This window comes from Pseudonocardia sp. MH-G8, from assembly GCF_002262885.1.
Taxonomy (GTDB): domain Bacteria; phylum Actinomycetota; class Actinomycetes; order Mycobacteriales; family Pseudonocardiaceae; genus Pseudonocardia.
The window spans coordinates 51,389-74,540 of the sequence record NZ_NKYF01000037.1 but is presented as its reverse complement, the minus strand read 5'-3'; the positions used below and the strand labels follow the sequence as shown (position 1 = coordinate 74,540).

The 23,152-nt window shown below is 73.9% G+C and carries 22 protein-coding genes; 6 read left to right on the top strand and 16 right to left on the bottom strand.

What is annotated here, in order from left to right:
* Nucleotides 1–32: 32 nt before the first annotated feature.
* The 10 genes from CFP66_RS42855 to CFP66_RS42810 all read right to left on the bottom strand — a co-directional run bounded on the left by CFP66_RS42855 (nt 33) and on the right by CFP66_RS42810 (nt 10,159).
* Nucleotides 33–1,223, bottom strand: a complete 1,191-nt coding sequence (locus CFP66_RS42855; protein ID WP_094931104.1) for an alpha-D-ribose 1-methylphosphonate 5-triphosphate diphosphatase — start codon at nt 1,221–1,223, stop codon at nt 33–35.
* A complete protein-coding gene (locus CFP66_RS42850) occupies nt 1,220–1,960 on the bottom strand; it encodes an ATP-binding cassette domain-containing protein (protein WP_094931103.1) in 741 nt (246 codons plus the stop codon). The genes CFP66_RS42855 and CFP66_RS42850 overlap by 4 nt, the downstream gene beginning before the upstream one ends.
* A gap of 2 nt (nt 1,961–1,962) precedes the next feature.
* Complete coding sequence (locus CFP66_RS42845) at nt 1,963–3,798, bottom strand: alpha-D-ribose 1-methylphosphonate 5-phosphate C-P-lyase PhnJ (RefSeq protein ID WP_094931102.1); 1,836 nt, start codon at nt 3,796–3,798, stop codon at nt 1,963–1,965.
* Entirely contained in the window at nt 3,795–4,931 is a 1,137-nt protein-coding gene (locus CFP66_RS42840; protein WP_094931101.1) for a carbon-phosphorus lyase complex subunit PhnI, read from the bottom strand. Before CFP66_RS42840 ends, CFP66_RS42845 begins: the two co-directional genes overlap by 4 nt.
* Before the next feature lie 2 nt (nt 4,932–4,933).
* Nucleotides 4,934–5,512, bottom strand: a complete 579-nt coding sequence (phnH, locus tag CFP66_RS42835; protein ID WP_158228438.1) for a phosphonate C-P lyase system protein PhnH — start codon at nt 5,510–5,512, stop codon at nt 4,934–4,936.
* Complete coding sequence (locus tag CFP66_RS42830) at nt 5,509–5,937, bottom strand: phosphonate C-P lyase system protein PhnG (protein ID WP_094931100.1); 429 nt, start codon at nt 5,935–5,937, stop codon at nt 5,509–5,511. Before CFP66_RS42830 ends, phnH begins: the two co-directional genes overlap by 4 nt.
* The gene (locus CFP66_RS42825; RefSeq protein WP_094931099.1) at nt 5,937–6,662 is read right to left on the bottom strand and encodes a GntR family transcriptional regulator; all 726 of its coding nucleotides are present in this window, start codon (nt 6,660–6,662) and stop codon (nt 5,937–5,939) included. Before CFP66_RS42825 ends, CFP66_RS42830 begins: the two co-directional genes overlap by 1 nt.
* Nucleotides 6,663–6,771: 109 nt before the next feature.
* The gene (phnE, locus tag CFP66_RS42820) at nt 6,772–8,433 is read right to left on the bottom strand and encodes a phosphonate ABC transporter, permease protein PhnE (RefSeq protein ID WP_094931098.1); all 1,662 of its coding nucleotides are present in this window, start codon (nt 8,431–8,433) and stop codon (nt 6,772–6,774) included.
* Nucleotides 8,430–9,209, bottom strand: a complete 780-nt coding sequence (gene phnC / locus CFP66_RS42815; protein ID WP_094931097.1) for a phosphonate ABC transporter ATP-binding protein — start codon at nt 9,207–9,209, stop codon at nt 8,430–8,432. The genes phnE and phnC overlap by 4 nt, the downstream gene beginning before the upstream one ends.
* Complete coding sequence (locus CFP66_RS42810; RefSeq protein WP_094931096.1) at nt 9,206–10,159, bottom strand: phosphate/phosphite/phosphonate ABC transporter substrate-binding protein; 954 nt, start codon at nt 10,157–10,159, stop codon at nt 9,206–9,208. Before CFP66_RS42810 ends, phnC begins: the two co-directional genes overlap by 4 nt.
* A 341-nt stretch (nt 10,160–10,500) precedes the next feature.
* Between CFP66_RS42810 and CFP66_RS42805 the strand changes: the two genes are divergently transcribed.
* From CFP66_RS42805 to CFP66_RS42795, 3 genes are all read left to right on the top strand, one after another.
* Nucleotides 10,501–11,154, top strand: a complete 654-nt coding sequence (locus CFP66_RS42805; protein WP_094931095.1) for a bifunctional 4-hydroxy-2-oxoglutarate aldolase/2-dehydro-3-deoxy-phosphogluconate aldolase — start codon at nt 10,501–10,503, stop codon at nt 11,152–11,154.
* On the top strand, nt 11,151–12,122 hold the full coding sequence (locus CFP66_RS42800; protein WP_233160191.1) for a sugar kinase: 972 nt from the start codon (nt 11,151–11,153) through the stop codon (nt 12,120–12,122). The genes CFP66_RS42805 and CFP66_RS42800 overlap by 4 nt, the downstream gene beginning before the upstream one ends.
* A gap of 79 nt (nt 12,123–12,201) precedes the next feature.
* A complete protein-coding gene (locus CFP66_RS42795; protein ID WP_094931094.1) occupies nt 12,202–12,963 on the top strand; it encodes a pirin family protein in 762 nt (253 codons plus the stop codon).
* Here the strand turns inward: CFP66_RS42795 and CFP66_RS42790 are convergent.
* The 6 genes from CFP66_RS42790 to CFP66_RS42760 all read right to left on the bottom strand — a co-directional run bounded on the left by CFP66_RS42790 (nt 12,948) and on the right by CFP66_RS42760 (nt 19,791).
* Complete coding sequence (locus CFP66_RS42790) at nt 12,948–13,376, bottom strand: PepSY-like domain-containing protein (protein WP_094931093.1); 429 nt, start codon at nt 13,374–13,376, stop codon at nt 12,948–12,950. The two genes, CFP66_RS42795 and CFP66_RS42790, sit on opposite strands and share 16 nt — an antisense overlap.
* A 369-nt stretch (nt 13,377–13,745) precedes the next feature.
* Nucleotides 13,746–14,207, bottom strand: coding sequence for a DUF1707 domain-containing protein (locus tag CFP66_RS42780; protein WP_094931092.1), 462 nt, complete (start codon nt 14,205–14,207; stop codon nt 13,746–13,748).
* 81 nt (nt 14,208–14,288) lie between these two features.
* Nucleotides 14,289–16,607 carry a transglycosylase domain-containing protein gene (locus CFP66_RS42775; RefSeq protein ID WP_233160190.1) on the bottom strand — a complete coding sequence of 773 codons (2,319 nt, stop codon included), beginning with the start codon at nt 16,605–16,607 and terminating at the stop codon, nt 14,289–14,291.
* Between the two features lie 118 nt (nt 16,608–16,725).
* Entirely contained in the window at nt 16,726–17,394 is a 669-nt protein-coding gene (locus tag CFP66_RS42770; protein WP_094931091.1) for a maleylpyruvate isomerase N-terminal domain-containing protein, read from the bottom strand.
* A 259-nt stretch (nt 17,395–17,653) separates the two neighbouring features.
* Nucleotides 17,654–18,739: a right-handed parallel beta-helix repeat-containing protein gene (locus CFP66_RS42765; RefSeq protein WP_094931090.1), complete on the bottom strand. Its 1,086-nt coding sequence runs from the start codon at nt 18,737–18,739 to the stop codon at nt 17,654–17,656.
* The gene (locus tag CFP66_RS42760; RefSeq protein WP_094931089.1) at nt 18,739–19,791 is read right to left on the bottom strand and encodes a LacI family DNA-binding transcriptional regulator; all 1,053 of its coding nucleotides are present in this window, start codon (nt 19,789–19,791) and stop codon (nt 18,739–18,741) included. The genes CFP66_RS42765 and CFP66_RS42760 overlap by 1 nt, the downstream gene beginning before the upstream one ends.
* Before the next feature lie 186 nt (nt 19,792–19,977).
* Between CFP66_RS42760 and CFP66_RS42755 the strand changes: the two genes are divergently transcribed.
* From CFP66_RS42755 to CFP66_RS42745, 3 genes are read left to right on the top strand one after another with little or no spacing between them, the layout of a single operon-like run.
* On the top strand, nt 19,978–21,270 hold the full coding sequence (locus CFP66_RS42755) for an ABC transporter substrate-binding protein (RefSeq protein ID WP_094931088.1): 1,293 nt from the start codon (nt 19,978–19,980) through the stop codon (nt 21,268–21,270).
* Nucleotides 21,271–21,274: 4 nt separating this feature from the next.
* Nucleotides 21,275–22,204 carry a carbohydrate ABC transporter permease gene (locus CFP66_RS42750; RefSeq protein WP_094931087.1) on the top strand — a complete coding sequence of 310 codons (930 nt, stop codon included), beginning with the start codon at nt 21,275–21,277 and terminating at the stop codon, nt 22,202–22,204.
* Nucleotides 22,194–23,129: a carbohydrate ABC transporter permease gene (locus CFP66_RS42745; protein ID WP_094931086.1), complete on the top strand. Its 936-nt coding sequence runs from the start codon at nt 22,194–22,196 to the stop codon at nt 23,127–23,129. The genes CFP66_RS42750 and CFP66_RS42745 overlap by 11 nt, the downstream gene beginning before the upstream one ends.
* Nucleotides 23,130–23,152: the final 23 nt, after the last annotated feature.

Genomic DNA, 23,152 nt, shown 5'->3' with positions numbered 1-23,152 from the left:
GGTCAACCTCCCCGTCGGGTGGGGATCGCCGGTCAGCCCTCGGCGCGCAGCACCGCCCGCACCAGCGGCCATTCCCCCTCGGCCTCGGCGAGCACCAGGTCGGCACGGGCGCCGGGCACGAGCGCACCGCGGTCGGCGAGCCCGACCGCCTCGGCCGCGCCCGCCGTCACGAGCCGCACGCCGCCCGCCAGGTCGGTCAGCCCCTCCGCGGCGAGCACGAACGCCGCGGTGAGCAGCCCGGAGGGCAGGTAGTCCGAGGCCAGGGCCGTGACCAGGCCGCGCTCCACCAGCTCGCGTGCCGAGGCGTTGCCCGCGTGGGAGGTGCCGCGCAGCGCGTTCGGCGCCCCCATCACCACCGGCATGCCCCGGTCCCGGGCGGCCTGCGCGGCCTCGACCGTCGTCGGGAACTCCGCGACCGCCCCGCCCCGGTCCGCCAGCGCCGCGATCTCGGCCGCGGACGCCGGGTCGTGCCCGAACAGCCGCACGTGGCCGGCCCGCGCCCGGGGCGCGAGGAAGTCGAACGCCGCCGCGCGGACCGCCAGCAGGCCGTCCCTGCGCACGATCATGGCGTCGACCTCGTCGCGGGCCTGCGCGTCGCTCAGCCCGCGGGTGCCGGCGATGAACCGCTCGTAGTGGGTGCGGTCGGCGTACTGGCCCTGCCCGGGCGTGTGGTCCTCGTGGGACACCACGACCGGGCCGGGCAGTCCCGCCAGCCGTTCCCGCAGCGCGTCGAGGCCCACGTCGCTGCGCACATCGAGCCGGTGCAGGATCCGGTGGTCCACGGGCCCGTCGCCGCGGCGCTCGACCTCCGCGCACAGCCGCGTCGCGGCGTCCACCGACCGCGGGGTCACCGGCGAGGAGCCCTGCTCGAACGACGCTCCGTGGAATACCGTCGTGACCCCCGCCGCACGCAGCTTCCCCTCGAACGAGCGCAGGGCGAACGGCCAGGGCAGCTCCGCACCAGGGCGCGGCATGCGCTCGCGCTCCAGCCCGTCGGAATGCACGTCCACCAGGCCGGCCAGGCAGAAGCGCCCGCCGCCGTCGGCGTCCGCAGCCGTTCCCCCCGGATGCGGACCGACCTCGGCGATCCGGCCGTCGCGCACCACGACGCGGGCGTCGTCGAGCACGCGGTCCGGCAGCACGGCGGTGACGTGACCGAGCACGTAGTCGGGCGGGGGAGCGGCGAGCGTCCAGCGCGGCGCGGCCGCGGCCGGGGCGCTCACGCCATCACCCCGAGCACCTCGGAAGGGCTGCCCGCGCGCGCCACCCGGCCGTCGCGCAGCTCGACCACCCGCGTGGCGAGGCGGGACATCGCGTCGGCGTCGTGGAACACCGCGAGCACCGCGACCCCCGCGCCGGACAGCGAGGCGATCAATTCAAGCGCGCGCTCCCGGTTGGCGGGGTCGAGCGCCGAGACCGGCTCGTCGAGCAGCAGCAGCCGCGGCGGGCGCACGGTGGCCGCCGCGAGGTTGACGCGCTGGCGCTCGCCGCCCGACAGCACGCCGCAGTCGACGTCCCAGAGCGCCTCGTCCAGCGCGAGCCGCCGCAGCGCTGCGGCGGCGGCCTCGCCCGCGGTGTCGCGGTCCAGGCCGCGGCGGCGGGCGGCCGCGGCCACCAGCTCGTGCGGCCCGGTGCGCGGCGGCGCGGCGAGGAACTGCGAGACGTAACCCAGGTCGCGGGCCCGCAGCCGGGCCAGCGCCCGGTCCGCCAGGGCGGTGAGCGCGACGGGCCCGGCGTCGGTGTGCAGGGTGACCGTGCCGGCGTCGGGCAGGTAGGTGCGGTGCACGCAGCGCAGCAGGCTCGACTTGCCCGCGCCGCTGGAACCGGCCAGTGCCACGTGCTCGCCGGCCGCGACGTCCAGGTCGACACCGCGCAACGAGGACACGGTGCGCCCGTCGACGGTGTGCAGGGTGAACGTCTTGACCAGGTTCCGGACCTCGAGGACGGGGGTCGTGCTCATGATCACCTCCGGGCCGCGGCGACGAGCCGCTGCGTGTAGGGGTGGTGCGGGTCGCGGAAGAGCTGGTCGGTCAGGCCCTGCTCGACCACCCGTCCCAGCTGCATCACCAGCGAGCGGTCGGTGAGCGCCTCGATCACCGCGAAGTCGTGGCTCACCACCACGGCGGCGACGTCGCGCTCGGCGAGCAGGCTGCGCAGCAGGTCCAGCACGCCGGCCGCGACGGACGCGTCGAGGCCGGTGGTCGGCTCGTCGAGCAGCAGCACCGCGGGGTCGGTGGCCAGCGCCTTCGCGATCTGCACGCGCTGGCGCATGCCCCCGGAGAACGTGCGCACCGGGTCGTCCATGCGCGAGAGCGGCACCTCGACGCGCTCCAGCAGCTCGGCGGCCCGCGCGCGGATGGCGCCGAAGCTGCGCCAGCCCGCCGCCGTCAGCCGCTCGGCGATGTTGCCGCCCGCGGTGACGTCCAGCGCGAGCCCGTCGGAGGGGTCCTGGTGGACGATCCCCAGCGTCGCGATCCGCAGCTTCCGCCGGGCCGGGCCGTCGAGGGTGAGCACGTCGGTGTCCCCGTCGTCGACGCCGGCCAGGAACAGCCGCCCGGCGCTCGCGCGCTCGTCGCCGACGACGCAGCGCAGCACGGTGGACTTCCCCGACCCCGACTCGCCGATCAACCCGATGGCCTCGCCCGGGGCGACGTCGAACCCGACGTCCCAGGCAGCGACGATCGCCCCGGTGGAGGGACTGACCGCAGTCCCGTGAGACGGCCCGGTACCCGGGACGGCGGAGGAACCCCCGGGCCCGTGCACCTTCCCGAGCCCCTCGACGAGCAGCGCCCACTCGTGCCGTCCAGGTTCAGGAATGTGGCTTTCCTGAACCTGGGGGGCAGGAATGTGGCTTTCCTGAACTTCGGGGCGGGCGGCCCGGGTCGGGAGCAGGTGCAACGGGGCCAGTTCTCGGTGTGCCTGCCCGTCCGCGTCGGACTCCTGGACCCGCGCGCACCACTCCGTGTCGCTGCACGCGAAGCGGCCCTTGCCGGCCTCGACCAGGAACGTGTCGTCGGAGCCGCAGCGCGCGCAGACGCCGTCCGCGGCCTCCACCTCGAAGGGGACGTCGTCGAACGTCAGCGGCTCGACGTCGGTGTGCGGCGGGACGGCGAAGATCCGCTTCTCGCGCCCGGCCCCGAACAGGCTCAGGTGCTCGGACCGGTGCAGGCGGGGGACGTCCCAGCGCGGGATCGGCGTGGTGGCCATGACGTAGCGGCCGCCGACGAGCACCGGGTAGCCGGTGGACTTCGTGATCACGCCGTTGCGGACGAGGTCCTCGTACAGGCTCACCCACATCGTCGAGTAGTCGGCCTCGGCGTGCATGCGGGCGCACTCGGCCACCGAACGCTGCACGCCGCGCAGCGGCTCGGGCACGGGAACCTGCAGCACCAGGACGTGGCCCTCGTGCAGGGGCTGCTCGGGTACCCGGTGCCGCGTCTGGATCACGGTGGCCTCGCGCGAGTCGGCCGACTCGGTGCAGCCGGTGCTGCCGGCGATCAGGCGGCGCAGGTTGGTGGCGTTGACGCCGGCGTCGTCGCCCTGGTCGATGACCTTGACGGTGTCGACCGTCCCGATCACGGCCAGCGTCACCTGCAGGCCGCCGGAGCCCCAGCCGCGGGCCACCGGCATCTCCCGGGACCCGAACGGCACCTGGTAGCCGGGCACGCACACCGCGGTGAGCGCGGCCCGGCGGATCTCGCGCTTGGCGCCCTCGTCGAGGAGGCCGACGGACGGGGTGGCGGCGTCGATGCCGGCGAGCAGGTCGTCGACGTGGCTGGTGGCTGTCGCGAGGGTCATCGGCAGTCCCTCCCTGGGGGATCGGTGGCACGGTGCTGATGGGCGTTCCGCTGGCGCTCCACGCCGCCTGTGGTGCGCATGGCCTGCTTGCGCTCGACCATCGAGCGGAACGTGACGTAGTGCGGCAGCTTCAGGTGCTCGAGGAAGCCGGCGGAGTCGAGGCCGTCGGTGGTGAGCAGCAGCAGCTGCTCGAGCGGACCGGTGCGGCCGAAGCGCCGGCAGGCGATGTCGAGGTTGGCCATCGCGATCGCCTTGCGCTCGTTGTGGCCGAAGCACAGCCCGTAGCCGATGTCGAACCGGGTGCGGTCCTCGTCCGCGCCGTCGAGGTCCTCGATGGCCTCGGTCTCGGTGGCCCGGAACCGGCCGATCTCCACCGGCTCGCCGGTGTGGGGGTGGCGCACGCGCAGCGGGAGGTGCCCGTGACGGACCTCGCCCAGCGTCACCTCGTGGATGTCGCCGTCGGGGCCGAGGATCGAGCGGTACCAGATGCCGACCAGGGCCCCGGTCTCGGCGCGCGCCATCGACGCGAGCACCGCCGAGCGCGGGGCGGGGGGACGGGCCGGGCGCCGGGTCACGTCGAAGGGCGGGTCGTCGCTGGGCGGCGGGTGCTCCACGAGCAGGTCCTGCGACCGCAGGAACGCCGAGAACCGCGTGGGTCGGCGCTCGGGCTCACCTCGTCCGCGACGAACGGCGCTCTCGTCGGCACGAGTGTGCCGTTCGTCGGTGGGGGCGTGTTCGGCGCGCTCCAGCATCCGGCCCGTGTAATCGGTCGTGCGGCCCAGCAGTTGCGGGCCCTCGGGGGTGCGGTGGGCGGGCACGATGCGGCGCAGCACCACCATCTCGTCGGGGTCCACCGGCTCGCTCACGGCCAGGCGCGGCAGCGTGGAGCGGTGCGCCCGCACCAGGTGTGCGGCTTCGAGGGTGTCGCCCTCGGCCTGGCGGAACGCGTCGGCCGAGGTGGGCTCGTGGTAGAGGCCGGCCTCGCCCTGCACGCGGTCGACGGCGAGCCGGAACCGGGCCGTGATCTGGCCGGTGGAGGCCCACGGCGCGGGCGCGTGGTCGCGGGCGTCGCGGACGAGCCGTTCGGCCGCGAGGATGGCCTCCAGCCCGCCGCGGGCTCCGGAGTAGCCCATGTCTAGTCCTCCTCGATCCGGGTGCTGCGGGGCAGGCCGAGCACGGCGCCGTCGGGGTCGACGAGCAGCAGGTCGGCCCCCGCGGGGAAGGCGGCGCGGGCGCGGGCCGCGACGAGGTCGGTGGGCAGGCCGCGCGGTGTGATCGTGCGGGTGCCGGGGATGCCGGGCCCGGACAGCCGCAGCGCCGGGCCGCCCGCCAGCGCGGGGACGGCCAGCGCCACGAGCGCGGCGTCCTCGGGTGCGGCGGCGCTGCCGGTGCGCAGACCCGCGAGCTCGCCCGGTTCCAGCCGGCGCAAGGCGGCCACCAGGCGGGCGGACCCCGGTGGGGCAGGCGGTGCGGACGTCGCGGTGGTGAGCGCGTCCGCCCAGGTGCCGCCCTGATCGCCCAGCACGCACACCGGGGTGTCCAGGTCGGCGAGCGCGAGCACGGGCAGCAGCGCCGCCGGGACCTGCCCGGCCCGGGGCAGCGTTGCACGGGTGCCCGGGCGGGCCAGCGCGTCGAGCACGGCGCGGAACGCGCGCTGGGCGGTGTCGGCGTCCAGCACCGGCAGCGTGGGTACGGGCTGGGTCGGCGCGCTCACGTCAGCTCCTCGAACTCGACGACGGTCGGTGCCAGGAGCGCCCACTCGTCGTCCGCGGTCGCCGCCTCGCGGGCGGCGACCCGGGCGCACAGGGCGAGAACGTCGTCCGCGCGGGGCCGTCCCGCCTGCACCTCGGCGTCACAGATCGCCGCGGCGAGCACGGCGGCGCGGTCGTCGCCGAGCCGCATCGACCACCCGCGCCCGCCGGCCAGCTCCACCTCGGCCTGCACGGCCAGCACGTCGCCGAGCAGGAACCTCTCGCCGGCGACCGGCTCGACCACCTGCGTGGCCACGCAGCCCACCTCCGGCGCCCGCAGCACCCGCGGCGTCACGCCGTCGGCCAGGCAGGCGTCGGCGACGCCGACCAGCTCCTCCCGGCTCGCCACGGCGAGCAGCGCTGCCGTGTCCTCTCGTGAGAACTCCATCAGTCTCCTTCCGGTGCCGAGCCGAGCTCGACCACCACCCGGACCGCGTCCGAGCGCATCCAGGACCTGCTGCACATGACCGGGCGCCCGCTGGTGGCGTCCCGGCTCACGCTCTCCACCAGCCACACCGGCCGGCTCGCCTCGATCTCCAGCCCCGCGCACACCGGGGGCGGCGGGACGTCCAGGCTCACGCGGCACCACGCCCGTACCGGGTCCACCCGGCCCACCTGGCGCAGCACCAGGTCGAGCGACTCCGCGGCGTGCACGGCCGGCCCGAGGTCGGGCACCAGCTCGACGGGCACCCACTCGTGCACGCGGGCCGCGAGCAGGTCGTCGATGTAGGACTGCCGCACCAGCCGGTGGCACGGCGTCCCCGCCGGCAGACCGAGCGCCGGCGCGTGCGCGGCGGGCAGCGGCTGCGTCTCGATGCTCCGAACGACGGTGCGCGCCTGTGCGCCCGCCGCCGTCACCGTCTCGTGCCAGGACGGGCGACGGTCGTGGGCGATCGTGTAGTCGATCCGCCGGTTCACGAACGTTCCGGAGCCCTGCACGCGCCGCACCAGCAGCCGCCGCTCCAGCTCCTGCAGCGCCGCGCGCGCCGCAGCGCGTCCGACCCCGAACCGCCTGCCGATCCCGTGCTCCCCGTCGAGGCGGGTGCCCGCGGGCGATCCGGTGAGCTCCGCGGCGAGCTCGTCTGCGATCTCCAGGTACCGGGTGGCCGTCACAGGAGCCAACGGTGCCTCCCCGGCTTGTCCGGACAACGGCGCCGGAGGTAACGCCCGCGGAAACGGCCGTGAACGCCGCGGCGTGTTGTCGGGCGGTCCAGCTGTGTGGTCAGGAGACGGCGCGGCGCAGCCACAGGGCGAGCAGCTCGACGGCCATGACGGTGGCGAAGACCATCAGCATGATCGTGGAGACCACGCCGAACTCCATCACCCGTGACGCGTTGAGCAGGTAGAACCCGATCCCGCCCGCGCCGACGATGCCCAGCAGGGTGGCCGAGCGGATGTTGACGTCGAGCTGGTAGAGCAGGTGCGCCACGAACGCGGGCGCGGCCTGGGGGAGGGTCACGGCCACGAACACCTGCAGCCGGGAGGCGCCGGTGGCGCGCACGGCCTCCTGCACGCGGACGTCGGTCTCCTCCAGCGAGTCGGCCACCAGCTTGCCCAGCAGCCCGACCGCGCCGATCGAGAGCGCGAGCGCCCCGGCCACCGGACCCAACCCGGTGATCACGACGAAGATGATCGCGAGGATCAGCTCCGGGAGGCCGCGCACGAGCACGACGAGGAACCGGAAGGCCGCGGCGACGCCCGGTGTGGGAGCCACGTTGCGGGCCGCGAGCGCCCCGACCGGCAGCGCGAGCACCGCGCCGAGCAGGGTGGCGGCCAGCGCGATCTGCACCGTGACCGCCAGCTCCGCGAGCAGGTCGGGCAGGATGCCGCCGGTGCTCGGCGGCCAGAACAGCCCCAGGGTCTGCGGCAGCGCGGGCAGTCCCGCGAGCAGCGCACCCGGGGAGAGGCCCGCGGCAGGCACGGAGACGACGACGGCGAGCACCGTCACGGCGGTGTAGAGGGCGGCGCGCACCCGCTGCGCGGTCCACGGCGGTGCCAGCCGGCCCGGGGCCGGAGCGGCCGACACCCGGTCGGCGCGGCGGCGCAGTGCCGCGCCCAGGCCGCCGGTGCGACGCGGGCCGCCCAGCAACGCCCGGCGCACCGCCCCGGACACCAGCTCCACGGCCACGCACAGCCCGAGCACGACGAGCGCGAGCGCCATCCCGCGCTGGTAGTCCAGCCTGCGCAGCGCGTTGGCGATCTCGAAGCCGAGCCCGCCGACGCCCACGAACCCGAGCACCACGGAGATGCGCAGGTTGATGTCGAAGCGGTGCAGCGCGGTGGCGACGAACGCCGGCAGCACGGCCGGCAGCACGCCGGTGACGAGCTCCTGCAGCCTGCCCGCGCCCGCGGCCCGCACCGCCATGCGGGGACCCTCGTCGACCTGCTCGATGGCGTCCGCGTAGAGCTTGGCGACCATCCCGACCGAGTGCAGGCCCATCGCCAGGACGCCGGCGACGGCGCCGAGGCCGAAGAGCCGGAAGAACACGATCGCGAGCACGACGTCGGGCACCGCGCGGGCCACGACGACGAGCGCGCGCGCCGCGTAGCGCGGCGCCGGCGCCGGGCTGGTGTTCCCCGCGGCGAGCACCGCGACCGGCACGCTGAGCAGCACCGCGAGCAGGGTCGCGCACACCACGATGGCGAGCGTCTCCCCGCACAGGGCGAGCAGCTCGGCGAGCGGGGGGAAGTCCAGCGGCACCGTGCGCGACAGGAAGTCCGCGGCGTTCCCGGCGCTGTCCACGAGCGTGGCGATGTTGATCCGCAGCGCGGACACCGACCAGAGCGCCGCGCCGAGCAGGGCGAGCAGGGTGAGCGTGGCGGCCGTCGTCGTCCGCGACGGGCGCGCGAGCGTGGTGCTGGGTGGCGTGGCGGGCGCGCTCACCCCGCGAGCACCGGCACCCCGACGGGTGCCCGCGTCCCGTACACGGCCATCGCCTCGTCGCGGTCCAGCCCGTCGACCGGCCGGTCGAGCACCACGCGCCCGGCCCGCAGCCCGACCACCCGCTCGCCGAAGGCCAGCGCCACGTCCAGCTGGTGCAGGCTGCACAGCACGGTGAGCCGGTCCTCCCGGGCCAGCGCGGCGATCAGCTCCATCACCTGTGCCGCCGACTCCGGGTCCAGGGAGGCCACCGGCTCGTCGGCCAGCAGGATCCGCGGCTGCTGAAGCAGTGCCCGGGCCACGGCCACGCGCTGCTGCTGGCCGCCCGACAGCGTGTCGGCGCGCTGGAAGCGCTGGTCGGCAAGCCCGACGCGGTCGAGCTGCTCCAGCGCGGCGCCGCGGACCCGCCGCGGGTAGGCGGGCAGCCCCAGGCGGGGACCGCGCAGCGCTCCGAGCGCCCCGGTGCAGGCGTTCTCCAGCACGGTCAGGCTGCCCACGAGGTGGAACTGCTGGAACACCATGCCCACCCCGCGCCGCAGCCGGCGCAGCGCCGCACCACCGGCGGCGCCGACGTCGGTGCCGAGCACGTGCACGCTCCCGGCCGAGGCGCGGTGCAACCCGTTCACGTGGCGCAGCAGCGTCGACTTTCCCGATCCCGACGCGCCCAGCAGGACGACGACCTCGCCGGGCCGCACGGTCAGCGACACGTCGTCCAGGGCGTGCGCGCCGCCGTCGAATAGCTTGTGGACGCCGAGCAGCTCCACGGCCGGCGCGCTCATCCGAGGCTCGTGCACGACTCGGCCTGGGTGATCTCGCAGACCCGGCGCACGCCGTCGTAGAGGGCGTCGTCGACCGGGACGTAGCCCCAGCCGCCCTCCTCGCCGACCTCGCAGCCGGCGGCGTCGGCGCAGAATCCGTTCGCGGTCAGGTAGTCGACGTTGGCCTTCTGGGCGAAGGCGTCGGCGATCGCCTGACGACGTTGCGGGTCGACGCCGCCCGCCACCGCCACCGGGGAGCCGGCGATCGTCTCGGAGCGCCAGACCGTGCGCAGCTGACCCGGCTGCAGCTGGCCGGACTCGAGGAGCTGGACGTCGACGATCGTGTCGTAGGCGAACCCGGCATCGCACTGGCCGCTCGCCACTGCGAGCGCGGAGGCGTCGTGGCCGCCCGCGAACACCGGGGTCACCCCGGCCGCCGGGTCCACGCCCGCCTCGATCAGGCCCGCGCTCGGGTAGAGGTAGCCCGAGGTCGAGTTCGGGTCCACGAAGCAGACGTTGCGACCGGCGAAGCCCGCGAGGTCGGTGATGCCGGAGTCGGCGGCGGTGATGCCGTAGGACTGGTACCCCGGCTCCTCGCCGGGCGCGTCGACCGACGCCGCGACCGGCGTGATGTCCGGGTCCTGGCCCTTGGCCAGGACGTAGGAGAACGGGCCGAACACCGCGACGTCGATCTGGCCGGCGCGCATCCCCTCGATGACGGCGGCGTAGTCGGTGGCGTTCTGGAACTCGATCGTCGTGCCCGTCTCGCGCTCGAGCATCGCGATCACGGAGGCGTAGCTCTGCTGCAGCGAGGTCGACTCCTCCGAGGGCACAGCGGCGAACACGATCGAGTCCTCGCCTCCCGGGGCCGAGGATCCGGCGGGCTCGAGGGCGCTCTCGCCGCACCCGGCCAGTGCCAGCAGGGCGGCGCAGGCGCCGGCGACGGCGACGCGACGGAGGGTGGGTCTCATGCGACAGCTCCTGGGAACGGGCCGGGGGAGGGACGGTCGCGAGGGTGGAGCGGCCGGGTGCCGGGGCGCGCACGTGCGGGTGACGGGCGGACGAACGCCGTCCGACGGTTGCTGGGGGCGGGGCGAACAGGAGTGCGACGCGGGCCTCGGTAGTTCTGCCGACCCGGCCACCCCGCGGAGTCGGAGGTCACTCGTGGCCGTGGCGGGCTTGTCGACTCACGGTCGGGCGCGCATCATGCTCCGAGCTGGGCGTGGAATCCCGTTCCACTACGGTGAACGACCAGCGTGAACGTCGTGGGTGCCGTCCGTTTCCGGCGCCGAGGAAGAGGGGACCAGAACTCGTGACCGATCCCGCCGCACCGCCCCGTGTCCCGGTGGGCGCCCAGCTGGCCGCCACCCGGGTCGTCGCCATCCTGCGCGCCGAGAACGCCGACCGCGCCGAGGCCGTCGTCGACGTCCTGGTCGAGGCGGGGGTCCGCAGCCTCGAGCTGACGCTGACGACGCGCGGCGCACTCGAGGTCGTCGAGCGGCTCGCGGCCCGCGTCCCGTCCGACGTGGAGGTCGGTGTCGGCACGGTGCTCACCGCGCAGGAGGTGGATCGTTCGGTCGACGCGGGTGCCACGTTCGTCGTCTCCCCGTCCGTGGACCACGAGGTGATCGCCGCCGCGCTGCGGCGCGGTGTGGCGAGCTACCCGGGCGCGTTCACGCCCACGGAGATCGTCGACGCGTGGAAGGCCGGGGCGAGCGCGGTGAAGCTGTTCCCGGCCGGGTCGCTCGGGCCGGGCTACCTCAAGGCCGTGCGCGGGCCGCTTCCGGACATCCCGGTGGTGCCCACCGGCGGCGTCGGTATCGACGACATCGGACCGTGGCTCTCGGCCGGCGCGCTCGCCGTGGGGATGGGCGGGCCGCTGATCGGCGACGCCCTGTCCGCCGACGGCGACCTGGGCGCCCTCGCCGATCGCGCGACCGCGGCCGTCGCGGCGGCGCGTCAGTGACCGCGGCGGCGACCGGCACCGGGCTGGTCACCCTCGGAGAGACCCTCGGACTGCTCGTCGCCGAGGACGTGGGGCCGCTCTCGCTTGCTCGCGGGATGCGCCTGTCCATGGGCGGCGCGGAGTCGAACGTCGCCATCGGGGTGTCGCGCCTCGGCGTGCCCGCCACCTGGATCGGACGTCTGGGCCGCGACCCCATCGGCGACCTGGTGGAGCGGCACCTGCTGGCCGAGCGGGTGCGCTGCCTCGTCCAGCGCGACGACGCGCCCACTGCGCTGATGCTGCGCGAGCGGCGCACCGGCTCGACGCAGAACGTGACCTACTACCGGCACGGCAGCGCCGGCTCGCACCTGTGCCCCGACGACCTGCCTGCGGGCGTCGTCGAGGAGGCCGGGGTGCTGCACCTGTCCGGCATCACCCCCGCGCTGGGGAAGGCGCCCGCCGCCGCGGTGCGCGAGGCGGTGCGTCGGGCGCGCGCCGCGGGCGTGCCGGTCTCGGTGGACCTGAACTTCCGCTCCCGGCTGTGGGACGCGGCCACGGCGGCGCCCGTGTTCCGCGAGCTCGCCGCAGGCGCGGACATGCTGTTCGCAGGCGACGACGAGGCCCGCATCGCCCTCGAGATCGACGACCCGGAGAAGGCGAGCCCCGAGGAGCTCGCGACCGCGCTCGCCGCGCTCGGCCCGGCCGAGGTCGTGGTGAAGCGCGGCCGCCGCGGCGCCACCGCGCTGATCGACGGCGAGCTGGTCGACGTCCCCGCGTTGCCCGTGCAGGTCGTCGACAGCGTCGGCGCGGGCGACGCGTTCGTGGCCGGCTACCTCGCGTGCCGGCTCAACGGCCGCGACGTCGCCGAGCGGCTGCGTACGGCCGCGGTCACCGGCGCGCTCGCGGTGACCGTGCCCGGCGACTGGGAGGCCTCACCTCGACCGCACGAACTGGCCCTCCTCGACGCCGAGGAAGACGTCCAGCGCTGAGCGCACCGAGCCCGACGGCCGCAGAAAGGCAGCACCGCATGGCCACCGATCGCGAGGGCGCGAAGCCGATGGGGCTGATGTGACGGCGGGCCGCGGGGTCGATCGGGTCGAGGACGGGCAGCACGCCGGGCCCGACGCCGAGGTGGACGACCGGTGGGTGCACATCCGGCCCACCGAACCCGAGCGCACCGGCCCGTTCCTCGTCCTGACCGAGGAGCGGTTCACCACGCCCGGTTTCGAGACGCACGCGCACCGCGGCATCGAGACCGCCACGGTCGTGCTGGACGGCGCCCTCGGCCACGCCGACAGCACGGGCGGCGCCGGTGTCCTGCACGTCGGTGACGCGCAGTGGATGACCGCGGGGCGCGGGATCGAGCACCGGGAGGTCGCCGCCCCCGGACGACACGCCCACATCCTGCAGTTGTGGGTCGACCTGCCCGCCGGCCTGCGCGACGCCCCGCCCGGGCACCAGGAGCTGCGCGCGGCAGACCGGCCCCGGCTCGCGCGCCCCGGCGCGGTCGTCGATGTCGTGGCCGGGACCGTGGACGGGGTGGTCGGGCCGGCGCGTCCGGTGTCGCCGGTGCAGCTCGTGCTCGTCACCCTCGATCCGGGGGCGGCGCTGGCGCTGCCGGTGCCGCCTGCCGACCGCACGTTCGCGCTGGTCGTGGCCGGTGACGCCGAGGTGGGGGACGGCCGGCCGGTCGGGCTGCGGCAGACGGCGTGGTCCGAGCCCGGCGTCGCGGCGCACCTGGACGTGCGGGCAGGCGGCAAGGGCGCCCGGCTCGTGGTGGCCAGTGGCCGCCCCGCCGATGCCCCGTTCGTGGCTCAGGCGTCCTCGTAGTCGTTGCTGACCTGCCTGCCGGAGGCGTCGAAGTAGTACTCGCCGTCCGAACCGCGGAGCTCGATCTCGTAGAACTCCCCGGTGGGCGTCACCTCGATCTCCCACTTGTCGACATGGCGGAAGCCGGTGATGCCCTGCACCGCCTGGCGCACGGCCGTCGGGAAGCCCGCTGCGTCGACGACCTCGACCTCGGTCTCCAGCCACCGCCCGGAGGCGTCGAACTCGGCCTCGTACGCGCCGTCGTCACCGCCGAAGGCCGCCTCCCAGCCGTAGGGCTGCCGCTCCCACGCGACCTCCTCGAACCCGGGGTAGCGCTGGTCGAAGGATTGCTGAACGGGCCCTGGCGCGGCACCGCACCCCGCCAGGGCCACGACGAGCGCGGCGGTGACGAGCGGGAGGAACCGGATGGTCATGTCCGGAACGTACGGGTCGGGCCGGACAGATCACGGGGACGAGCCCGGCGACGCGGTGAACGCCGCGTGAACGGGGTGCGGCAGTGGCTGGGAAGCCGCCGCCGTGGATCCACAGCAGGGGACCGGCGGCTACGGTCACGCCATGATCACGATCGTGTCGAAGGCGACCGAGCTGCGTCGCCTGCACGAGGCGCCCGAGCTGCTGCTCGTCGTCAACGTGTGGGACGCGATCGCTGGAGGCAGCGCAGCGGCTCGGTGTGGCGCGGGTGTCGTTCGGGCCGTGGAGCCAGAACGTCGCGCTCACGGCGCTGGCCCGGCTCGCCGAGGACGTCCACGCCGGGGGAGGGCTTCCCGCGGACGCGCGCCGGCTCAACTGACCGGTCTCGGCGGTGCGGTCGCGGCGCGCGGGGCCCACCGGTGGTGCAGCAGCACGCTGAGCCCGAGCCACAGCATCGGCCAGGCCGGCCAGAAGAACGCCACGGGGCCCATCGCCCACCGCGTCACCAGGAACACCACGAGCACTCCGACGATCGCCGCGTGCACGGCGAGCCGCCGGCGCGATGCCGTGGTGAGCGGGCCGCCACGGCGGCGGGGAACCGGCTCGGTGGCCGCGGTCTCGGGAACGGGCTCGCCGGGCAGGTCCGCCGTGAGCGGGACCAGCTCCTCGCGGGTGACGGCCGCGTAGGCGGCGGCCTGGCGGTCGTCGGCCTCGGTGATCGTCAGACGGCCGTCGGCCGCTGCCGCGCGCAGCCGATCGGCCACCGACTCGCGTTCGGCGTCGGAGGCGCGCAGCCCGGACATCGGGATCGGGGAAGTCGCTGGAGTCGTCATGCCCTCGATCGTCGCTGCGGCGGGGGCGTGGCGCGTCGGCCCTGCGGCGACATCTCGCCTACCCCCACGGCGGTATTCCGGTCAGCCGTCGGTGCCCGGCGGCGGCGGTGGCGGCGGGACGGACCCGCTGCTGAGCTGCAGGACGACGGTCTCCTCGGGCAGCGCGGTGCCGTGCGGCGACTGCCCGACCACGGTGCCGGCCGGCGCGACGCTGTCGACGGTGCCCGTGGTGACGGGGAACCCGGCGCGCTCCAGCACCGCGCGTGCCTCCGCCTCGGGACGGCCCAGGACGTCGGGCACCCGGGTGGCCTCGCCGCCCTCGACGTAGCGGGGGTCGGTGGGCGGCAGCGGCCGTACCGGCTGCCCGGCGAGCAGCGGCGTCACCGTGCCGAACCAGGTCTCGGCCGGGGTGCGGCCACCGAAGATCGTGCCGCTGCGGCAGGCGAAGGGGGCACCGGGGCCGTCGCAGAGCGGCCTCGGGTTCGAGGAGTTGTCGAAGGTGATGACGGAGCCGGACAGGCCCGGCACGACGCCGAGGAACGCCGCCGACTGGTGGTGCTGGGTGGTACCGGTCTTCCCGGCCAGCGGCCGGTTCCACCCGACCTCGGCCGCCGCGCGCGCCGCCGTACCGCCGGGCTGGTCGTCGCGGGAGAGGCCGGTGAGCAGGGTGTTGGCCAGCCCGGGCTCCACCGCCTGCTCGCACGGCGCCTCCGGCACCTCCACCGGATCGCCCGAGGCGTCGGTGATCGACTCGATCGGCGTGGGCGGGCACCAGACCCCGCCGCTGGCCAGGGTCGCGCCGACGTTGGCCAGTTCGAGCACGCTGGTGGGGCTCACACCGAGCGTGAACGACGCCTGCTGCTGCGCCTTGGTCACCTCGGCGATCGAGCGGTCGGTCACCTCGCCGGTGCGCGGATCGACGAACGGGGTGGTGGCCAGGGAACGCATGCCCAGCCGCACCGCCATGTCGACGACGTCGGGCACGCCGGTGAACTCCATCAGCCGCACGAAGGCGGTGTTCGGCGACCGCGCCAGTGCATCGATCAGCGAGAGGCGTGGGGCGTAGTCGCCGGCGTTCTGCACCGGGATCGGCCGGCCGCCTCCGTCGCGGTAGATCGGCGAGGCGTAGCCGCTGGGCGGCACCTCCAGCCTCGTCTCGATGCCGAGCCCCTTCTCCATCGCGGTGGCGGCGGTGAAGATCTTGAACACCGACCCGGCGCCGAGGTTGACCGGCTCGTAGGGCAGGCCGTAGCTGGTCTCGTGCTCCTCGGCGTCGAGGCCGTAGGTGCGGCTGGAGCCCATCGCCGCCACCCGGTGCGCGTCGGAGCCCGGCCGCACCAGGGACATGACGTTGGCGGCGTCCGGGGAGTCGGGCGGCACCTCGGCGTCCAGCGAGGCGGTCATGGCGGCCATCGCCTCCGGCTCGAGGGTGGTGCGCACGGTGTAGCCGCCGCGTTCGAGCTGCTCCTGGGAGATGCCCGCGTCCGCGAGGTGGGCGAGGACGTAGCTGCAGAAGAAGCCGGCCTCGCCCGCGCCGAGGCAGCCGTTGGGGCGGGTCTGCAGGGGCGAGACGATTCCGAGCGGGCTCGCCAGCGCCGCCTGCGCCTGGGCGTCGTCGATCATGCCTTGGCCCTGCATGAGCCGGATGACGAGGTCGCGGCGCTCGCGGGCGGCCTCCGGGTGGCGCACGGGGTCGAAGCCGCTGGTGCTGCGGACCATCCCGGCGAGCAGGGCGGCCTGGGCGACGGTGAGCTGGTCGGGCGACACCCCGAAGTAGGTCCGGGCGGCCGTCGCGATGCCGTAGGCGCCGTTGCCCCAGTACACCGTGTTGAGGTAGCGGGTGAGGATCTCCTGCTTGCTCAGCTGTTGCTCGAGCCGCAGCGCGATCTGCACCTCGCGCAGCTTGCGCGCGGGCGTCTGCTCGACGGCTTCGAGCCGCTCGGCCTCGGTGTCGGCGAGCACGTAGAGCGTGTAGTTCTTGACGTACTGCTGCGTGAGCGTGGACGCGCCCTGCTCGATGTCACCGGCGGCGGTGTTCGCCAGGAGCGCGCGCAGCGTGCCCGGCCAGTCGACGCCTCCGTGCTCGAAGAAGCGGCGGTCCTCCACGGCGACGATCGCGGCGATCATGGCCGGCGACACGTCCTCGGCGTCCACGAGCTGGCGGTCCTGGTCGAACACGTACGCGATCGGGGTGCCGCGGCTGTCGGTGATCGTGGTGGTCCGGGGGAGGGGGTCGGCGATCAGGTCGGCCGAGGCCCCGGTGAGGCCGTCGCTCGCCTGGTTGGCCGCGAGCCCCAGCCCGGCCGCCACCGGGTAGGCGATGCCCGCGGCGAGCACGCCGCAGAGCAGGCTCAGGCTGAGCAACATCCCGACGGAACGCAGGATCGGATGGTGCCGCACCTCGTTCACGGTATCGGCGCTGTGTCACCGCCCGGTCACAACGAACGGCGCGACGGCGGCCGCGGGCCGATCCCATCCCGCGCAGGGGCCGTCACCGAGACGCTCGACCCGGCTCCGGTCAACCCAGCACCGGGAGCCGGTCGGCCAGCGCGGCGGCCTCGGCGGCCTGCCGCTCGTCCGGCCGCTGCCGTCCGGTGCCGACCAGCACCGTGGTCAGGTCGTCCCAGGGGGAGGTCGCCCCCGCGAGCGCCTCCACGGTGTCGCGCGCCAGCGTGAGCGCCGCCGGGGCGGGCGGCGGGAGCACCAGCTCGGCGCCCAGGTCGAGGTGGTGCACGGCGAGCTCGACCGCCCACGTGGCGAAGAAGTCGCCGGTGGTCAGGGCGTGGCCCTGGAACGCCACCACGCCCTCGGGCAGGGACCCGGCCGCGTGGGCGAGCGCCTCTGCGGTCTCCCGCAGGTGGCCCACCGCGCTGGTGGGGACGCGGTAGGCCGAGGCCATCAGACGGACGAAACGCACGTGCGACACGCCGTCGGCGCCGGTCGGCGGCGGGAGCGTCCGCCAGTAGCCCGCGGCGTCGGTGTCCGGCGCCCCTGCGGCGGGGGTGACGACGCCGAGCAGCATCTCCTGCAGCCCGAGGTGCACGTGGACGAGCAGGTCGACCGCGCTCCAGCCCCGGCAGCGGCTCGGCGCGAGCAGTTGCTGGTCGTCGAGGTCGTCCACGGCCACGCGCAGCGTGCGCAGGCCGTCGAGGAACGCGGCCTTTCCGACGTCGTGCTCCACCCGCATTCGGCGAACCTACCGGCGGTGTGATCGACGCTCCGCTCCGGTGGGCGCGCCGTGCCCGGCTCGTGGCGGCGGACCTGCCGTCCTGATTCGACCGGCCGGGCGATCCCACCTGTTCGCCTGGACCGTCGCGTTCGTGGCGGTGGTCGGGTTGGTCGAACTGCCGGACGGTGGCCTGACCGCGTTCCGCGGAACGCGCAGCACCGGCCCGTCGTCCACGTCCGCAGTGCAGTACCTGGCCCCGCGACTCATCGAACAGGTTCTAGCAGGGCCTCGTCGGGACGCCGATGCGGTCGGCGTGGTCGCCGACCACGTCGCCCCCGGTGTTGGCGTGCATGACGTTTCCGCAGATCGCGCCCTGCGGACCGGGGTCCTGCACCTTGATGCCGCCACGGGCGTTGTCGGTGATCACGTTGTCGCGCACGACGGTGCCGATGGCGTCGCCCGGCCGGTCGCCGCCGATGCGCACGCCGGCGGCGGCGTTGTGGTGGATGTGGTTGGAGCGGAAGGTGTTGTGCGATCCGCGCGTGTCCATCGCCCCGGAGTTGCCGTTGCGCGGCAGCTGTCCGGTGCAGGTGTTGAACGCGACGTCGTTGTGGCTCGCGCCCTCCTTGATGTCGACGCACTCGCCGCCGCGGGTGTCGATGACGTTGTGGTGGACGCGGTTGCCGTTGCTGGCGTCGGGTTCCGGGGAGGGGTTGCGGTCGGTCTGCTCGGGTGCCGTGCCGATGTAGACGCCCTCGCCGTTCTGCCCGGTGCCCGTGTTCGGGATCGCGAAGTCGTATCCGCCGCACGGCCCGATCCTGTTGTGCGCGACCAGGCTGCCGGTGGCGAGGTACTTGATCCGCACGCACTCGCCGCCCAGGTGGGCCAGGCGCATCCCGAGGATCCGGGTGCCGCTCACGCCGTCACCCGCCACCGTGCTCACCACGTAGACGCCCTTGTCGCGGTAGCACGCCTCCACCGGCTCCGCGCACACGCGGCCGTCGATGGTGAACCCGCGCAGCGTGGTGTCGTCGTGGTGGATCTGGAACACCCGTCCGGACGTCCCGGCGCCGCGCAGCACCGCATCGCGCGGTCCGCGCACCGTCACCCCGGGACGGACGGTGACCACGTCCTCGACGTAGGAACCGGGGTGCAACAGCACCGTCTCGCCGGTGCGGGCGTCGGCGAGCGCGCGGGTGATCGTCCGGAAGGGGTGGCCGGCGGCACCGGTGCCGGTGGCGTCGTCGCCGCGGGCCGGGTCGACGTGGTGGGCGCGCTCCGGCGCGGGCGCGGGCACTGCGGGGTCGACCAGACCGCCGACGGCCAGTGCGGCAACCAGGACGCGGACCGCGTGGTGGCGCATCACCGGGTGCCCGGGGCGGGGCCGGTCGAGGAGCGCACGACGAGCTCGGGACGCATCAGCAGTGAGCCCCCGGCGGCGGGCTCGTCCTGCTCGATACCGGCGCGCAGGTGGGCGAAGGCGGCGTTCGCCATGGCGGGCAGGGGCTGGCGGATCGTGGTGAGCGGCGGGGTGGCGAGGTCGGCGAGCACGATGTCGTCGAAGCCGACCACCGAGAGGTCCTCGCCCACCTGCAGCCCGGCGTCCCGGGCGCTCGCGGACACCCCGAGGGCGCACATGTCGTTGATCGCGATGATCGCCGTCGGCGGGTCCGCGGCGGCCAGGAGCTCGCGGGCCGCGGCGCGGCCGAGGTCGGGGAAGTCGAGGTCGCCGAAGTGGTCCTGGGAGCCGCCGGAGAACAGCAGGGTGTCGGCCGAGGTGAGGCCGAACTGCTCCAGCGCGGCCTCGAACCCGCGGAACCGGGCGCGACGGTTGACGCTGCGCAGCGAGCCCGAGACGAACGCGAGCCTGCGGTGGCCCAGCTCCAGCACGTGGCGGGTGGCGAGCTCGGCGCCCACCGCGTTGTCGACGCTGATGTTCACCAGCCCGGCGGGGTCGCCTGCCTGTGCCGTGCGGTCGAACGCGATCAGCCCCATCCCGCGCTCGACCAGCGGCAGCACGTGCTCCAGGGAGGGCAGCGAGGAGCAGAGCACCACGCCGCGGATGCCGTCGGCCCAGAGTTCCTCGAGGTAGTCGCGCTCGCGGACCGGGTCGCGCTCGCTGTTGCACAGCAGTACCCGGTAACCGGCCAGCAGCGCCGCGGCCTCGACGTGGCGGGCGAACGTGCCCCAGAACGGGTTCGCCACCGACGGCACGACCAGGCCGATCACCTGGGTGCGGCCGGTGCGCAGGTGCCGCGCCGCGCCGTTGGGGCGGTAACCGAGGCGGGCGATGGTCTGCTCGACGCGCTCGCGGGTCTGCGGCAGCATGCGCTCCGACCGGCCGTTGAGCACGTTCGACACCGTGCTCGGGGAGACCCCGGCCTCGGCGGCAACCTGGTGGATCGTCACACCCATGGTCGCGTTCCTCCAGGTTCCGATGCCGTGGTGCCCTTACCACCCACGACGGCGAGCGGCATGTTGACCGTTGACACCTTCAGCGAGCGCCCATAGTTTGTGCTGCATCGTTGCACCAGTGCAACGTTCTAGTGAGATCAATCCACTCTTCCGGCCGATCCACACCGCCGTGGAAGGAGTCCAGCGATGACCGTCCGACACCGGTCCGTCCTGCGGGTCGTGGCGGCCGCAGCCGCCGGGCTGATGGCGCTCGCCGCGTGCGGAGGTCCGGCGCCAGGTGGCTCGGACACCGGCGGTGAGGTGAGCGGCGAGATCAGCCTGCTCACGCCGATCTTCGAAGGCGTCGCTGGGGCTGCGGTGCTCGAGGAGCAGCTCGCGGCGTTCCGGGAGCGCTACCCGAACGTGACGGTCAAGCCGGACTACACCTCCTACTCCAAGTTGAACGAGAAGTTGACCACCTCGATCGCGAGCGGTCAGCCCTACGACGTGATGCTGATGGGCGTGGGCTGGGTGCCGCCGTTCGCCGCCAAGGGAGTGCTGGCCGACCTCGGGAAGGACCCGGCCGAGCTCGCCACCCGCTTCTACGAGCCGTCCGTCCAGGCAGGGGTGTACGACGGTAAGGTCTACGCGCTGCCGATCATGCTCGACACCCGGTTCGGGATCTATCGCAAGGACTTCTTCGCCGAGGCCGGCCTCACCGAGCCGCCGAAGAACTTCGACGAGCTGCGCGAGTACGGGCGCCTGCTCACCCAGCGCAACCCGGACGGCACGCTTCAGCGGGCCGGGATGGACGTGCTCTCCCTCGACATCCGACAGACCTTCGAGACGATGCTGTGGGCCAACGGCGGGGAGCTGTTCACCCCGGACGGCCAGGTGGCGTTCAACTCCCCACAGGGCGTCGAGGCGCTCCAGACGATGGTCGACATCATCCAGGTCGACCGCAGCGAGGACATCGGATTCACCCAGAACAAGGCCGCCACCGGGGTCGCCCTCGTGCAGGGCCGCGCGGCGATGATGATCGGGCACCACAACTACTGGACCGAGATGGAGCTGACCGCACCCGAGCTGATCGCGCAGGACAAGGTCGGCTTCTTCATGATCGCCAACGAACGGCCTGCGATGTTCCAGGGCGGCACGCTGGCCACGGTCGCGGCCCAGAGCCGCCAGCCCGCGGCGGCGAAGACGCTGGCCGAGTTCCTGGCGAGCGAGGGGCCCGCGCTGGCGGCCAACGAGCAACGCGGCAACATCCCGGCGCTGAAGTCGCTGGAGTCCTCGGAGTTCGTCCAGAAGAACAAGGCGATCCAGTTCGCGATGCAGAACCTCGACGACGCCCACTCCGAGGGCGGCGACCCGGGGTGGCTGGACATCCGCGGCCTGTTCAAGGCGCCGATCGAGAGCGCGATGCTGGGCGAGAAGACCGCGCAGCAGGCGCTCGACGAGCTCGCCGCGCAAGCCTCCGCGGCGCTCGCCGAGGGCTGAGCGCATGACCACCACCGCAGGCACTCCGAGCGCCGCGTCCGCGCGGCACTCGCGCCGCAGGCTCGGGCACGAGCAGCGCCGCGCCGCCTACCTCATGCTCACGCCTGCGGTCGTGCACCTGGTGTGGTGGATCGGCATCCCGACGGTGGCGACGTTCGTGCTCGCCTTCACCCACTACGACATCCTCGCCGGCACGATGACCTTCGCCGGTCTCGACAACTTCGTGGCGATCTTCGGCGACGAGCTGTGGCGCACGGCGATCTGGCACACCGTCGTCTACACGTTCTTCACCGTGCCCGTCGCCATGGCGATCGCCGTGGTCATCGCGGCGTTGCTGAACACGAAGCTGCGCGCCCGGGCCTGGTACCGCACCGCGATCTTCATGCCCCACATCACCGCCACGGTTGCGATCGCCCTGGTCTGGATGTGGATGTTCGAGCCGAACATCGGCCTGTTCAACTGGGTCCTGTCGTGGTTCGGCATCCGCGGCCCGGCCTGGCTCGTCGACCCGGCGTGGGCGATGCCGGCGGTCATCCTGATGAGCATCTGGAAGGGCATCGGCCTGAAGATGGTCATCTACCTCGCCGCGCTGCAGGGAATCCCGCAGGACCTGTACGAGGCGGCGGAGATCGATGGCGCCGGTCCGGTCCGCCGGTTCTTCTCGATCACGCTCCCGATGCTGGGACCGGTCACGTTCTTCGTCTTCGTCATCTCGCTGATCGACGCGTTCCAGGTGTTCGAACAGTTCTACGTGCTGACCCCGGACGGCGGACCGGCGAACGCCACCACCGTGATGACCTTCGAGATCTACAAGTCGGCATTCCAGCGGTTCGACATGAGTACCGCGAGCGCGCAGAGCGTGGTGCTGTTCGCGTTCCTGCTCGTGCTGACGTTCTTCAGCAGGCGCGCGACCGGGAGGGACGATGTCCACTAGAGCCCCGGACCGGACCGTCACGCCGGGCCCCGCGTCCGGTCCGGCCCCCGTGACCGCGCGCCGGACCCGCCCGCGCGGCAGCCGGATCGCTCTGCACGCCACCCTGATCGTGCTGTCGTTGCTGATGATCGCGCCGTTCGTCTGGATGGCGCTGTCCTCGCTCAAGACGCGCGCGGAGATCGTCGCCTACCCGCCCACCGTGCTGCCGCACGACTGGCACTGGGCGAACTACCCCGACGCGCTGGCCTACGCCCCGTTCGCCACGTACTTCACCAACAGCCTCGTGATCGCCGTCAGCCACACCGTGCTCAACGTCGTGATCGCCGCGATGGCCGGCTATGCGCTCGCGCGCGTCGAGTTCCGAGGCCGATCGCTGCTGTTGATGATGGTGCTGGGCGCGATGATGATCCCGACCTTCACCAAGATCGTGCCGCAGTACCTGCTCGCGAAGACGATGCCGTTCTTCGGCGGCAACGACTTCCTCGGTCGCGGTGGCAACGGTTGGCTGGACTCGTGGTGGGTGCTCATCGTGCCGGGCGCGGTCACCCCACTCGCGATCTTCCTGTTCCGCCAGTTCTACCTGTCGCTGCCGCGGGAACTGGAGGAGGCGGCGCGCATCGACGGGCTCGGTGAGTTCGGCATCTTCGCGCGCGTGATGACGCCGCTGATGAAGCCGGCGATCGCCACCGTCTCGCTGATCACGTTCGAGAACAGCTGGAACAACTTCGTGTGGCCGTTGATCGTCACCCGCAGCGAGGACCTGCGCGTCATCCAGGTCGGTCTGGCCGCGTTCCAGCAGGCCGAGCGGACGCTGTGGGAGTTCCTCATGGCCGGCACGGTGCTGGCCACGCTGCCCATGATCGTGTTGTTCCTGTTCACCCAGAAGTACTTCGTGCAGGGGTTCGCCACTGCAGGGATCAAGTAGGCAGGGTTCGAGTGAGGGAGTAC

Excerpts from the sequence above, each read along its gene's own strand:
- CFP66_RS42790 (WP_094931093.1), bottom strand. The coding sequence starts at position 13,376 with ATGACCATCCGGTTCCTCCCGCTCGTCACCGCCGCGCTCGTCGTGGCC.
- CFP66_RS42830 (WP_094931100.1), bottom strand. The coding sequence starts at position 5,937 with ATGGAGTTCTCACGAGAGGACACGGCAGCGCTGCTCGCCGTGGCGAGC.
- CFP66_RS42810 (WP_094931096.1), bottom strand. The coding sequence starts at position 10,159 with ATGAGACCCACCCTCCGTCGCGTCGCCGTCGCCGGCGCCTGCGCCGCC.
- CFP66_RS42745 (WP_094931086.1), top strand. The coding sequence starts at position 22,194 with ATGTCCACTAGAGCCCCGGACCGGACCGTCACGCCGGGCCCCGCGTCC.
- CFP66_RS42765 (WP_094931090.1), bottom strand. The coding sequence starts at position 18,739 with ATGCGCCACCACGCGGTCCGCGTCCTGGTTGCCGCACTGGCCGTCGGC.
- CFP66_RS42750 (WP_094931087.1), top strand. The coding sequence starts at position 21,275 with ATGACCACCACCGCAGGCACTCCGAGCGCCGCGTCCGCGCGGCACTCG.
- CFP66_RS42850 (WP_094931103.1), bottom strand. The coding sequence starts at position 1,960 with ATGAGCACGACCCCCGTCCTCGAGGTCCGGAACCTGGTCAAGACGTTC.
- CFP66_RS42770 (WP_094931091.1), bottom strand. The coding sequence starts at position 17,394 with ATGCGGGTGGAGCACGACGTCGGAAAGGCCGCGTTCCTCGACGGCCTG.
- CFP66_RS42760 (WP_094931089.1), bottom strand. The coding sequence starts at position 19,791 with ATGGGTGTGACGATCCACCAGGTTGCCGCCGAGGCCGGGGTCTCCCCG.
- CFP66_RS42840 (WP_094931101.1), bottom strand. The coding sequence starts at position 4,931 with ATGGGCTACTCCGGAGCCCGCGGCGGGCTGGAGGCCATCCTCGCGGCC.
- CFP66_RS42755 (WP_094931088.1), top strand. The coding sequence starts at position 19,978 with ATGACCGTCCGACACCGGTCCGTCCTGCGGGTCGTGGCGGCCGCAGCC.
- CFP66_RS42780 (WP_094931092.1), bottom strand. The coding sequence starts at position 14,207 with ATGACGACTCCAGCGACTTCCCCGATCCCGATGTCCGGGCTGCGCGCC.
- phnC (WP_094931097.1), bottom strand. The coding sequence starts at position 9,209 with ATGAGCGCGCCGGCCGTGGAGCTGCTCGGCGTCCACAAGCTATTCGAC.
- CFP66_RS42845 (WP_094931102.1), bottom strand. The coding sequence starts at position 3,798 with ATGACCCTCGCGACAGCCACCAGCCACGTCGACGACCTGCTCGCCGGC.